General features: G+C 70.0%; 13 protein-coding genes and 1 pseudogene. 5 read left to right on the top strand and 9 right to left on the bottom strand.

Going from position 1 to position 12,378, the window contains the following annotated elements; all coding sequences use genetic code 11:
- Positions 1-18: 18 nt before the first annotated feature.
- Positions 19-1,125 carry an acyltransferase family protein gene (locus AC07N1_RS15690; protein ID WP_494672644.1) on the top strand — a complete coding sequence of 369 codons (1,107 nt, stop codon included), beginning with the start codon at positions 19-21 and terminating at the stop codon, positions 1,123-1,125.
- Here the strand turns inward: AC07N1_RS15690 and AC07N1_RS15695 are convergent.
- The 5 genes and pseudogenes from AC07N1_RS15695 to AC07N1_RS15715 form a co-directional block, all read right to left on the bottom strand.
- Positions 1,104-1,202, bottom strand: a pseudogene (locus AC07N1_RS15695) (hypothetical protein); the annotation flags it as partial. The gene AC07N1_RS15690 and the pseudogene AC07N1_RS15695 overlap by 22 nt on opposite strands.
- 43 nt (positions 1,203-1,245) lie before the next feature.
- A complete protein-coding gene (locus AC07N1_RS15700) occupies positions 1,246-1,959 on the bottom strand; it encodes an HAD family hydrolase (RefSeq protein WP_494672645.1) in 714 nt (237 codons plus the stop codon).
- 14 nt (positions 1,960-1,973) lie between these two features.
- Positions 1,974-2,840 carry a dienelactone hydrolase family protein gene (locus AC07N1_RS15705; protein ID WP_494672646.1) on the bottom strand — a complete coding sequence of 289 codons (867 nt, stop codon included), beginning with the start codon at positions 2,838-2,840 and terminating at the stop codon, positions 1,974-1,976.
- An 82-nt stretch (positions 2,841-2,922) separates the two neighbouring features.
- Positions 2,923-3,084, bottom strand: coding sequence for a hypothetical protein (locus AC07N1_RS15710; RefSeq protein WP_494672647.1), 162 nt, complete (start codon positions 3,082-3,084; stop codon positions 2,923-2,925).
- Positions 3,085-3,188: 104 nt separating this feature from the next.
- A complete protein-coding gene (locus tag AC07N1_RS15715) occupies positions 3,189-3,488 on the bottom strand; it encodes a DUF1272 domain-containing protein (RefSeq protein WP_494672648.1) in 300 nt (99 codons plus the stop codon).
- 244 nt (positions 3,489-3,732) lie between these two features.
- Between AC07N1_RS15715 and carA the strand changes: the two genes are divergently transcribed.
- On the top strand, positions 3,733-4,899 hold the full coding sequence (carA, locus tag AC07N1_RS15720) for a glutamine-hydrolyzing carbamoyl-phosphate synthase small subunit (protein WP_494672649.1): 1,167 nt from the start codon (positions 3,733-3,735) through the stop codon (positions 4,897-4,899).
- Positions 4,900-5,060: 161 nt separating this feature from the next.
- A complete protein-coding gene (locus AC07N1_RS15725; protein ID WP_494672650.1) occupies positions 5,061-5,465 on the top strand; it encodes a globin domain-containing protein in 405 nt (134 codons plus the stop codon).
- Between the two features lie 130 nt (positions 5,466-5,595).
- Here AC07N1_RS15725 and AC07N1_RS15730 read toward each other — a convergent pair whose 3' ends face one another.
- On the bottom strand, positions 5,596-7,209 hold the full coding sequence (locus tag AC07N1_RS15730; RefSeq protein WP_494672651.1) for a carboxylesterase/lipase family protein: 1,614 nt from the start codon (positions 7,207-7,209) through the stop codon (positions 5,596-5,598).
- A 130-nt stretch (positions 7,210-7,339) separates the two neighbouring features.
- On the bottom strand, positions 7,340-8,419 hold the full coding sequence (locus tag AC07N1_RS15735; RefSeq protein ID WP_494672652.1) for a L,D-transpeptidase family protein: 1,080 nt from the start codon (positions 8,417-8,419) through the stop codon (positions 7,340-7,342).
- Positions 8,420-8,495: 76 nt separating this feature from the next.
- Here AC07N1_RS15735 and AC07N1_RS15740 point away from each other — a divergent pair, with 76 nt between their 5' ends.
- Entirely contained in the window at positions 8,496-9,608 is a 1,113-nt protein-coding gene (locus tag AC07N1_RS15740; RefSeq protein WP_494672653.1) for a D-alanyl-D-alanine carboxypeptidase family protein, read from the top strand.
- The gene (locus AC07N1_RS15745; RefSeq protein ID WP_494672654.1) at positions 9,605-10,279 is read left to right on the top strand and encodes an arylesterase; all 675 of its coding nucleotides are present in this window, start codon (positions 9,605-9,607) and stop codon (positions 10,277-10,279) included. The genes AC07N1_RS15740 and AC07N1_RS15745 overlap by 4 nt, the downstream gene beginning before the upstream one ends.
- A 114-nt stretch (positions 10,280-10,393) precedes the next feature.
- Here AC07N1_RS15745 and AC07N1_RS15750 read toward each other — a convergent pair whose 3' ends face one another.
- Positions 10,394-11,500, bottom strand: a complete 1,107-nt coding sequence (locus tag AC07N1_RS15750; RefSeq protein WP_494672655.1) for a YeiH family protein — start codon at positions 11,498-11,500, stop codon at positions 10,394-10,396.
- A gap of 251 nt (positions 11,501-11,751) precedes the next feature.
- Entirely contained in the window at positions 11,752-12,351 is a 600-nt protein-coding gene (locus AC07N1_RS15755) for a TetR/AcrR family transcriptional regulator (protein WP_494672656.1), read from the bottom strand.
- Positions 12,352-12,378: the final 27 nt, after the last annotated feature.

The following is a 12,378-nucleotide window of genomic DNA, read 5'->3' on the forward strand; positions in this document are numbered from 1 at the left end:
GGCGCTCACCACTGCGGCGTGAAACCGTTTCCGCCGCTCAAGACCGATTCCGACGACATGCTGCACCTGGACGCCCTGCGGGCGCTGGGGGCGGTGCTGATCGTCGTCTTCCACTTCAACCGGTTCATCAATATCGACGGCCGCTGGCAGGCGGTTGACGACACGGTCAAGAGCTTCAGCCTGCTCGTCGACCTGTTCTTCGTCATCTCCGGCTATGTGATCAGCGCCGTCTATACGGGCCGGATCCGCACGGTGTCGGACTTCCGCTGGTTCCTGCAGAAGCGGGTGGCGCGGCTGATGCCGCTGCACTGGCTGACCCTGGGCGTGTTCATCGTCATAGTGATCGCCGGCGTGCTGGGCCTGGTCAACGACCGCGACCCCAGCCGCTACGACCCCGCCTGCGTCGTGCCCAACCTCCTGAACCTGCAGGCCTTCGGCGTCTGCCGGGCCCAGACCTTCAACTTCGTCAGTTGGTCGATCAGCGCCGAGTGGGCGATGTACCTGATCCTGCCGATCCTGTTGTGGCTGGCGGGACGGGGGACGGCCTGGCTGACCCTGGCGACGACCGCGATCCTCGCGGTCCTGTTCGCGGTTCCGCTGTTCGTCCCCTCGGCCGCCCAGCCCTTCCACATGTGGACCGCCGACTTCGGGATCGCCCGCGCCGCGCCGGGCTTCATGATCGGCATGATCGCCTATGGGATCCGCTGGGCCCTGGGCCGGCTGCCGGGCGCGCGCTGGTGGTTCTTCGGATCGTGCGTCGCCTTCGTGGCCGGCGCGGCCGCGCAGCTGGACCGCAGCATCCTGCTCTTCGTCTGCTACGCCGTCGGCCTGCTGGGCGTGGCGGCCGACAACGCGCCGGTGAAGGCCGGCGCCGTCGTGCGCTGGCTGGCGCCGTGGGGGCAGCTGTCCTACTCGATCTACATGCTCCACCCGATCGTACTGAAGATCGCCCTGAACTGGGTGGGCCTGGGCATGCTGCACCTGACCGGCGACGTCATGCGCCTGTGGTGCCTGGCCTGGGGCCTGGTGCTGATCCCGGTGAGCTACGCGTCGCTGATGTATTTCGAGAAGCCGGCGCGGGATGCGATCGCAGGGTGGGGCAAGAAAAAGAAACCTCTCCCATAGGGAGAGGGAGGGGTCCGCCGCGTAGCGGTGGGAGGGTGAGGGGTTACGAGGTTTGACGTCGTGCCGGCACGCCGTCTTCCGTCCCTAACCCCTCATCCGGCGCTTCGCGCCACCTTCTCCCTATGGGAGAAGGGGTTTTGATACGTGATCCACGAAGGCCGGGAGCGCGCTGATCGAGGCCAGCTCCACGTAGCGCGGATGGTTCTGCGGGGCCTCCGCCGCCTCGTGCGCCCAGACCAGCGGGTAGGGGATCAGCGCGCCCCAGGCCCCGGCTTCCAGGGCCGGCAGGATGTCGGAGCGCATCGAGTTGCCGGCCATCAACGCCTGCTCCGCCCCCGTGCCGTAGCGTTCGAACACCCGGCGGTAGGTCTCGGCGTTCTTTTCGGAGACGATCTCGACGGCGGCGAACAGGTCGCCCAGGCCCGAGGCGGCCAGCTTCTGCTCCTGGTGCAGGAGGTCGCCCTTGGTGATCAGGATCAGGCGGTAGCGCTTGGAGAGCTCGGCCAGGGCCTTTTCGACGCCGGGCAGGGGCTCGACCGGCTCGGTCAGCATTTCGCGGCCGACGGCCAGGATCTCGCGGATCACCCGGGTGGAGACCGCGCCGTCCGTCAGGTCCAGCGCGGTCTCGATCATCGACAGGGTGAAGCCCTTGGCCCCGTAGCCATAGACCCGAAGGTTCTTCTTCTCGGTCACGGCCAGCTGGGCGTTGATCCGCTCCTCGTCGCCGAATTCCGCCAGCAGTTCGACGAACCGCTGGTGCGACAGGCGGAACAGGGTCTCGCAGTGCCAGAGGGTGTCGTCGGCGTCGACGCCGACCGTGGTGATGAGGCTCATCTCCTCCGTCTACATCACCCCAGGGTTCGCTTGTAGAGGTCCAGCAGGTTGGCCCAGGCCGTTTCGGCGGCGGTCTCGTTGTAGACCTGGCTGCCCTTGACCGTCCAACCATGGGCGGCGCCGGTGAAGACCTCGACCTTGGCCGGGCGCTTGGCGGCGGCGAAGGCGGCCTTCAGCTTGTCCTTGGTGTCCGGCTCCTTCTGGTCGTCGTTGTCGGCGATCTCGATCAGGAATTCGGCGTGGGTCTTGGGGATCAGCAGGTGCGGGCTGGTCGGCTGGTCGGTGACCAGGCCCCCGCCGTGGAAGCTGGCGACGGCGGCGATGCGGCCCGGCGCGGCGGCGGCGGTGCGGAAGGCCAGCGGCCCGCCCATGCAGTAGCCCTGCACCCCGACCTTCTTGCCCTTGTCGGTCTCCTTCTGGGCGTCGAGGAAGGCGACATAGGCCAGGGCGTCCTTGTCGGTGCCCTCCGGGGTGACGGTGGCGCGCAGCGGCGTGATCTTGGCGCGGTCTTCGGGGTTGGCGAAGTTGAACGTCCCCTCGACCACCGGCGCCTTCTTGATGCGGTAATAGAGGTTGGGAACCAGCACGACATAGCCCTGGGCGGCCAGGCGGCGGCCCATGTCGCGGAACACGGGGCGCAGGCTCATGACGTCGGGCCAGATCAGCACGGCGGGCCATTTGCCCTTGCCGGCCGGCTTGAACAGCGCCGCGTCTGCCTCGCCATCGGGCGTCTTGATGACGACGTCGGTCTCCACGACCTTGTCGTCGGCGCGGGCGGCGGTGGCGGCAAGGCCGCCTGCCGCGGCCGTCATCAGGCCGAAGGCGCGGCGCGAGACGCGCGGATCATGGACCAGGCCTTGGTGGATGTCGTCGTCGCACATCGCGCGGGCTCCTTCGCAACTGAGAGGCGCCCGCACGGTGCACGACCAGAGCCCGAAGGCAATCGGCCGGACCCGTTTAAGTTCAGAAGCTGAGGATTACGAATAGCGCGCCGCTGGCCACGATGCCGGCGCTCAGCACCAGGCCGAGGGCCTGACCCGCCAGGCTCTGACCGACAAGGCGCGACCAGGCGATCTTCGACGCGCGCGGGGCGGCGACGGTGCGATCGTGGACGGCGACGGTCATGGCTCTGGTCTCCTCGTTTACGCCCAAGCTTGTGGGGCCTGACGAGTTAACGACCGTGAACCGCCGAACGATCCAGGCGTGCGACCGATTGAACCAGGGTGCGCCTAAAGGGCCACACCCCGGCCGTCCGGAGCGGGTCCGGGAGCGGGGCGAGGGGGCGGCTGGGGGCAGGCCGAGTGGGCCTTGTTGATCCGCCGCAGCGAGGCGGGAAAGCGGTGCAGCTTGCCGTCGGGCCGGATCGGCCGGGCGACTAGGTCGCCCTCGCAATTGGGGCAGACGCCGAGGAATCGGGCGTCGGCGCAATCGGCGCAGAAGGTGCACTCGAAGGTGCAGATGCGGGCCTGGTCGCTTTGGGGCGGCAGGTCGCGGTCGCAGCATTCGCAATTGGGGCGCAGTTCGAGCATGGGCCGTCCTCCCGTGTTCTTATGCGTTGAAGCCCCGCACCATAAGGGCTTGAGGGCTCCGCGCGCGAGGGGGCGTCTTCGTCGATCACGGTAATGTGGCGGGCGGGGCGGAAACGCGTGATCCAGGGGGTTGACCCCCCCTCCCAAGGTCCCTAAACACGCCGCCGTTTGCGCAGGCGGGCGGGGTTCTCCCCGGCCCGCCTTTTTGCGAAAATGACCATGCGTTCTGGAGGCGCTTTTCGAGATGTCCCAAGACCTTCTCCCCGGCGTTACTGGCGTTCTGGTCCTGGCTGACGGCACGGTGCTGCAAGGCGTCGGCTGCGGCGCGGTCGGCGATGCGGTCGGCGAGGTGTGCTTCAACACCGCCATGACCGGCTATCAGGAAATCCTGACCGACCCGTCCTACATGGCCCAGATCGTGGCCTTCACCTTCCCGCACGTCGGCAATGTCGGCACGAACGCCGAAGACGTCGAGCAGGTCACCGGCGTGGCCGAGACGGCCGCCCGCGGCGCGATCTTCCGCGACGTCCCGACCGATCCGGCCAACTGGCGCGCCAACAGCGACTTCGACGGTTGGATGCAGCGCCGCGGCGTCGTCGGCCTGGCCGGCGTCGACACCCGCGCCCTGACCCGCAAGATCCGCGAGACCGGCATGCCGCACGGCGTCATCGCCCACGCGCCGGACGGCAAGTTCGACCTGGAGGCCCTGAAGGCCAAGGCCCGCGACTGGTCGGGCGTAGTCGGCCTGGACCTGGCCAAGGACGCCTCGACCACCCAGACCTTCACCTGGGACGAGGGCCTGTGGTCGTGGCCGGCGGGCTACGCCAAGCTCGACAACCCGAAGTACGAAGTGGTCGTCATCGACTACGGCGTGAAGCGCAACATCCTGCGCGCCCTGGCCCATGTCGGCGCCCGCGCCACGGTGGTGCCGGCCAGCACCTCGGCCGAGGACATCCTGGCCCGCAATCCCGACGGCGTGCTGCTGTCCAACGGCCCGGGCGACCCGGCCGCGACCGGCCAATACGCCGTGCCGGAAATCCAGAAGCTGGTCGCCAGCGGCAAGCCGGTGTTCGGCATCTGCCTCGGCCACCAGATGCTGGCCCTGGCTCTCGGCGCCAAGACCGTGAAGATGGAACAGGGCCACCACGGCGCCAACCACCCGGTCAAGGACCTGACCACCGGCAAGGTCGAGATCGTCTCGATGAACCACGGCTTCACCGTGGACAGCGAAAGCCTGCCCGAGCCGGTGCAGGAGACCCACGTCTCGCTGTTCGACGGCACCAACGCCGGCATCGCCCTGAAGGACAAGCCGGTGTTCAGCGTCCAGCACCACCCGGAAGCCTCGCCCGGCCCGACCGACAGCCTCTACATCTTCGAGCGCTTCGCCGGCCTGATGGACAAGGCGAAGTAAACGAGGCGAAGCAAGAACAGGACGCCCCGCCGAAAGGCGGGGCGTTTTTCGTTTCGGCCTCCGCGACGTCGGCTGTCACGAAACCATCTCCCAGGGTTCACGCACCGCTTCGGCGACCCGTGTTAGCTTTTCGGCCGTTCCCCAATCCCCGCGAGGACGGCATGACGGCCTATGAACGCATCGGCGGCGAGGCCGCCGCCCAGTCGGTGATCTCCGACTTCTTCGTCCGCGCCCAGGCCGACGATCGCCTGAAGGACCTGTTCGGCGGCGAGATCGCCCCCGGCGCCCGCGCCTTCGTGGCCGCCGCCCTCGATCCGGACGCGGCCGAAGCCCGCGGCGACCAGGACCTGGCCTTCGTCTGGCTGGGCGCCAACAGCCTCGAGGACGACGAGCTCGACCTGGTCATCGGCCACCTGGCCGCCGGCCTGGAAGCGGCCGGGATCGACGACGAGATCATCGCCGACGTCGCCGACCAGATCGAGATCCTCCGCGACGAGTCGCTCGGTCCCGACGAGGACGAGTTCGACGACGAGGACGGCGACGAAGAGGGCGAAGTGGCGGCCTGACGCCTGCGAAGCCCCCTCCGGCCCTCCGGGCCACCTCCCCCAGAGGGGGAGGATTTCCTAAACGCCGTGCCTAGAAGATGCTCCCCCTCTGGGGGAGCTGTCGCGAAGCGACTGAGGGGGTCTTCTTCCCCTACGTCCCAAACTGCGTGAACGGCACCTTGTTGAACAGCTCCCGCTCGCCGCCGCGCGGGTCATCCTGCATGCGGGTGGCGTCGTCGAACACCAGGGTCTGGCGGCGGGGCAAGGTGTAGGGCTCCCACTTCGGAATGGCCGCGCAGTTGGGATCGCCCGTGCGGGCGAAGGCGACGAAGGCGTCCATCATGGTGTTGGACATCGCCTCGCTGCGCGGGCCGGTCCCGACGATCGAGCCCTTGGCGTCCAGCGTGCCGAAGACCAGGCCGATGTCGATCGTGTGGGGCGCCCCCCAGACGCCGCCGTCCTTGGGCGACTTCCAGTCGACCTGGTAGACCCAGGCCGGCGCGCGGGTCGGGGCGCGGGCCTCGGCCTGCAGGATCGCCGCCTTCCAGGAGCGGCCGGCGGTCGAGGCGGCGAAATAGACGTCCGACGGCGAATAGGCCGGATACATCTTGCGATAGGCCGCCACCACCGTGGCCGGGTCGATGTCGATGCGGGCGTTGAACTGGCCGGGCAGCTTCTCGACCACCTGCTCCCAGGTCATGTCGAACACCTTGCGGTCCCAGCCGGCGAAGCCGCGCGTCTCGTCATGGGTATTGCCGCAGATCAGCGGCACGTCGAGGCCTTGGGTGGCGGCGTCGGGGAAGAACGGGTGGCGGGTCAGCGACCGCTCGTCGAGCACCGGGCCCATGTAGACGCCGCCCGAACCGGCGACCGGATCGACAGCCTTCAGGCCGTTCAGCAGCTGGTCGGCGGGCAGGGCGCGCAGGGCCGCCAGGTCGCTGATCCCCAGCTTGTCGAGGAACAGCTTGGCCCGCTTGGTGGCGTTGAACGGGCCGCCGGCGGTGACCTGCTGGCCGCTCATGGTGACGGCGCGGTGGAACAGGCCCTTGGCGGCCGGCATGGCCAGCAGGGTGGCGATCTTGGCCCCGCCGCCCGATTGGCCGAACAGCATCACCCGATCCGGATCGCCGCCGAACTGCGCGATGTTGTCCCGCACCCATTGCAGGGCGAGCACCAGGTCCAGCTGGCCGACATTGCCGCTGTCGGCGACGCTGGGATCGTCGAACAGGCGGGCCAGATAGAGATAGCCGAAGGCGTTGAGGCGGTGGTTGACGGTCACCACCACCACGTCGCCGCGCCTGGCCAGCTTGGTCCCGTCATACCAGGGGCTGCCGCCCGAGCCGCCATTGTAGGCGCCGCCGTGGATGTAGAACATCACCGGCCGCTTGCCGCCGTCGGCGAGGCCGGCCTTCGAGGCCTTGGCGGGGGTCCAGACGTTGAGGAACAGGCAGTCCTCGGAAAGGGTCTCGCCGTCCTCGCCCTTGCCGGTCTGCATTGAGGCCGCGCCATAGGCCAGGGCGTCGGCGACGCCGGTCCAGGGCTGGGGTTTGCGGGGCGGGGAAAAGCGGTTGGTCCCGCCGGTGTCGGCGCCGTAGCGCAGGCCCTTGAACACGTGGACGCCGTCGGCGGTGGTCGCGCCTCGCACCTTGCCGGCGGCTGTGGTCACGATCGGCGAGCGGGCGGGGGCCGAGGGCTTGGCCTGAGCGGGAAGGGCTCCGGCGGCGGCCGCCGCGCCGGCGGCCAGCAGCAGGCTGCGACGATCCATCTTGGTCTTCCTCCGGCGCTTCTGACGAGCTTGCCGCAAGGGCTAGCACGAAACATGACACCGGTATCAATCCATTTTACGCGTGACTCCGCACGAAAGCCGCGGTCGAGGGGAGGGCGTAGGCCGAAGCCTACGAACTGCGCGCCTCCTCGCCCAGGAACCGCACCTTGGCGCCCTTCTCCACCGCCGCGCCCAACTGCTCGGCGTCCCAGTTGGTCAGGCGCACGCAGCCGTGCGAGGCGCGCTTGTTGACCAGCTTGGGATCGGGCGTGCCGTGGATGCCGTAGGTGTCCTTGGTCAGGTCGATCCAGGTCGAGCCGACGGGGTTGTTCGGTCCGGCCTTGATGGTCAGCTTGCCCTTGGGCTTGCCGAAGGTCAGGCGCGAGGGATCGTAGGTGTAGGTCGGCCGAGGCGCGATCGTGCGCACCGCCCATTCGCCGCTGGGGGCCGGGCGCTCGGTGCTGCCCACCGTGGCCGGATAGACCGCCAGCAGGTTGTCCTGGCCGTCATAGGCCCGCACCTGGCCGATCGCCTTGTCGATGTCGATGCGCGTCACCTTGGCCGGCAACTCGCGCGGGCCCAGGGCGGCCACGGCGATGCGGGTCCCGGCCTTGGCGAAGTCGGCGCCGGGGTTGAGGGCCTGCAGCAGGGCCTCGTCCATGTGGAAGCGCTCGGCCAGGGCCTCCAGCGGGCCGGTGTAGGAAAGCGCCGGCAGCTTGGCCATCGCCTCGTAGTCGTCCTTGGGGATCGTCTTGGCGTAGGGGCCGGCGGCGTCCTCTTCGGTGATCACGTAGTCGGTCAGCACCTGGCCGCCGTCGGCCTCGATCAACGCCTTCCACAGGTCGGGCGTCACCTCGCCGTCGACCGTGAGGCCCTGCGCCTGCTGGAAGGCCTCGATGGCCAGCTTCAGGTTCGTGCCGGTCACGCCGTCGATGGAGCCTGGCGAAAAGCGGGCGCGGTCGAGCAGCACCTGCACCCGCACCAGCGAGGGCGCGATCGTCGAGGGATCGGCCGGCGGCGCGGTCTGCGGGCCGGCCGCCTCGACGGCCTGGGCCAAGGGTGAGCGGCCAGGCTGGGCCGGCGCGGCCTTGGGGGCCTGCGCGGCGGCAGGAGGAGGCGGCGTCTCGGCCTTCTGCTCTCCGCGCGAGCAGGCGGCCGCCGCCAGGACGCATCCGGCCAGCAGGGCCGCGAGACGAAGGGTCGAAGGCATCGCATACTCCACGCAACGAGGAACGTCTTGCAGGTCTCAAGCCTTGAGCCATGGCGAAGTTCCGGAGGCGGTGCGCTTGGCGGCTCGATGGCGAAGGGGGACGAGGGAACGGCGTCGCGGTCGGCGGCTGGGCTCGATCCTGCTCGTCCTGCTGCTGACGGGCTGCGTGGCCGGGGCCGGATGGCTGTTCTGGCCGACGGCCGCGCCGCCGCCCGAGACGCCGACCGGCGACGGCGCCGACGAGCCTGTCGCCGCCGCCCCGCAATACGTGCCGTCCAACGACCCGCCGGCCGCGCCGCTGGCGCCGCTGCCGCTGGACGAGACCTGCGAGGGCTCCGCGCCGTCCGGCGCGGCCCAGGCCAACGCCGACAGTCTCAATACCCTCTCCTGGGCGCCGTTCGGCCGGCAGGAGGTCGGCTGGACGATCTACGCCCCGCGCATCGGCGCCGAGCTGGCCACCGCCTGCGGCCCCGGTACGACCCGCTTCGCCGGGGCCCTGGCCGGCTGGCAGGCGGCCCATCGCCTGCCGCCCACCGGCGTGCTCGACCCGGCGACCTTCGACGTCATGAAGACCCGCTGGACCCTGGCCCGGCCCTTCGCCGCCATCAACGCCCGCGGCGAATGCCCCAACGCGCCCGCACAGTCAGGCCTCTCGGCCGCCCGTTCCGACGAGGTCTATGGGAGCAAGCCGGCCTATCTGCGCCCCGGCGCGCTGGACGCCTATCGCCGGCTGGTCGAGGCCGCGCGCAAGGACGGCGTGGTCTCGGCCCGCGATCCGCGCGTGCTGACCATCTTCTCGAGCTTCCGCGATCCGGCCGCCGACGCCGCCCGCTGCGCCCGCGACAACAACTGCCAGGGCGTCAGCCGCACGATCTGCTCGGCCCACCGCACGGGCCTGGCGCTCGACCTCTTCGTCGCCGCCGCGCCGGGCTACGGCCCCGACTCCAGCGCCGACGACAACCGCCGCTTCATGGCCCGGTCGGACGTCTATCGCTGGCTGGTGGTCAACGCCGGCCGCTTCGGCTTCGTCAACTACGTGTTCGAGCCCTGGCACTGGGAATGGACGGGCGAGCCGCCGCTGCCTGGCGTGCCGATCTCAAGCCTGCCTCAAGAAGGATCACAACCTCTCGATCAGTCGCCGCCCGCGCCTCAACCCGGCCAGAAACCGTTCCTACATAAGAATCCATGAGGTTCACGGACATCCTTCGCCGGCGGGACATTCTGGCCAGCCTTTCCGCCCTGGCCGCGACCCCCGCCCTGGCCGCGCCGCGCATGGTCGCTCCGCCGCGCCCTCCGATCGTGACCGTGCTGGGAGACTCCATCACCGCCGGCCTCGGCGTGCGCCCCGGCGAGGCGATGCCGGCCCGTCTGCAAGCGGCCCTGGCCGCGCGCGGCGTGAGCGTCCAGGTACGCGCCGCCGGCCGCAACGGCGACACCAGCGCCGGAGGTCTTTCCCGCCTCGAAGGGGCGCTCGGAACCGACACCGCCCTCTGCGTCGTGGCCCTGGGCGGCAACGACCTGCTGCAGGGCCTGCGCCCCGAGGCGACGCGAGCCAACCTGCGCGCCATCCTCACCCGCCTGCGCGAGCGGCGCATCCCCGCCGTCCTGGCCGGCATCAACGCGCCGGCCCTGCTGGGCGCCGACTACGCCCGCCGCTTCAACGCCGTCTATACCGACCTGGCTCGGGATTTCGCCGTCCCCCTGTTGCCCAACCTCCTGGCCGGCGTCGGCGGCTCGCGCCGCTACATGCAGAGCGACGGCATCCACCCGAATGCGGAAGGGGCGCGGATGATCGCCGCCAACCTGGCGCCGGTGGTGGCGCAGGCCCTGGCGCGGGGGACGCAGGTGGCGGTGCGCTGACCCCCTCAGTCGGCTTCGCCGACAGCTCCCCCAGAGGGGGAGCATCTTGGCGCTCAGATCCTCCCCCTCTGGGGGAGGTGGCCCGGAGGGCCGGAGGGGGTCGCCGTCAGGCGATCAGACAAAGAACTCCACCGCCAGCAGCACCACCCCGGCGATCCACGCCGTCTCCACGACCATCAGCGCCACCGGCCGCCAGCCGGCCGTCATCACGTCCTTGAACGAGGTCTTCATCCCAAGGCCGGCGATGGCCGTGACCAGGCACCAGCGGCTGATCTCGGCGGCGCCGTCGACGGCGAGCTTCGGCAGCCAGCCCAGGCTGTTCACCGCTACCAGCGCCGCGAAGGCCACAAGGAACAGCGGCAGTTGCGGCCTGGCGCCCGTCCCGCCGCCCGGCAGCAGACGCGCCGCCAGGAAGGCGATGGTGAACACCACCGGCAGCAGCATCGACACCCGCAGCAGCTTTACATAGGTCGCCACGTCGCCGGTGTGGGGCGAGATCATGTAGCCGGCCCCGACCACCTGGGCGACGTCGTGGATCGTGCCGCCCAGGAACACCCCGGCCTTGGTCTGGTCCAGGTGCAGGGCCGCCGTCAGCAGCGGATAAGTGATCATGGCGATGGTCGACAGGGCCGTGACCACCACCACCGTCAGGATGGTGTCGCGCTCGCCGTCCTTGTCGCGCGGCAGCACCGAGGCGATGGCCAGGGCCGCCGAGGCCCCGCAGATGCCGACCGCGCCGCCCGACAGCACCCCGAAGCCCTGCCGCAGCCCCATCCGCTTGGACAGGAACGCCCCCAGCAGGATGGTCGAGACCACCGCCACGATCACCGTGACGATCGGGGTCAGGCCGAGACTCAGGATCTGCCCCGCCGTGATCCGCGCGCCCAGCAGGGCGACCCCGAACCGCAGTATGGCCTTGGACGAGAACTCGATGCCCGGGATGCAGCGGCCTTCCTGGTGCAGGAAGTGGAAGGTCATCCCCAGCAGCAGCGAGAACAGCATCACCGGCGCGCCGTAGTGCTGGGCCAGCCAGGTCGAGGCCAGGGCGATGGTCCCGGCCACCAGCACGCCGGGATAGAGCTTGATCAGCGCCGCCTGGCCGGGGAACCGCGCCTTGGTCCCGGCGGGCGCGGGCTCGGGGCGCGACAGGCCCTCCATGCCTTCCAAGGATTGGAAAAGCGCCCGCGCGGCGGCCGCGTCGGTGTCGAGATCGGAATTCATCGCCAGGCCCTTTGACGAGTCGCCATGCCGACGACGCCTTTCGTCTGGGCTCTGACGGCCGGGATGGCAAGATCAACCCGTCCTTCTCCCCTTGCGGGAGAAGGTGTCGCCGAAAGGCGACGGATGAGGGGTCTCTCAAATGGAAGAGGCTTCCTCCCAGCCCGTCCGCTGTACGCGCTTTGAGTTTTGAGAGACCCCTCACCCGACCCCCGCCTTCGCGGGGGCCACCCTCTCCCGCAAGGGGAGAGGGATCAGCTGCGCTTCATCGCCGCCAACGCCGAGATGTACGCCTCCATCAACCGCACCAGCTCGTCCTCCAGGGCCTGCGGATCCAGCGCCAGGCCCGGCTCAGCCGCCGCCGCGCGCAGCAGGCCGACGGCGGCGTGGGTCAGGACGAAGGCCGACTCCGGCGTCAGGTCGATCTGCAGCCGGGCCTTGCCTGCGATGGAGGCGAGGAAGGCCTGGTGGTGCGTCTCCAGCACCGCGTCGCCACGATGGAACATGGCCCCCAGCAGCGCCTGGCGCGTGGCCGGCGAGCCCTCGAAGCCGTTCATCAGCGCCCGCACGATCGGCCGCACGCTGCCCAGGTCCGGCTGAGCGATCAGGGTCTGGGCAATCGCGTCGCGCACGGCGCTGGTCCGCCGCTGGGCCAGGGCCGCCAGGATGTCCTGCTTGTCGGCGAAGTACTGGTAGACCGTGCCGACGCTCACCCCCGCCCGCTCGGCCACGTGATTGGTGGTCAGCCGCTCGGGTCCGCCGCTCTCCAGAAGCTGAAAGGCCGCGTCGAGAATGGCGTCCACCGTGGCCTGGGCGCGACCCTGGCTCGGCGCTCTGCGTTGTTTTTCAGCCACTTGCCGACCCTCTCCACGCGTCCGCCA

The organism is Caulobacter sp. GW821-FHT09B11 (genome assembly GCF_059418205.1).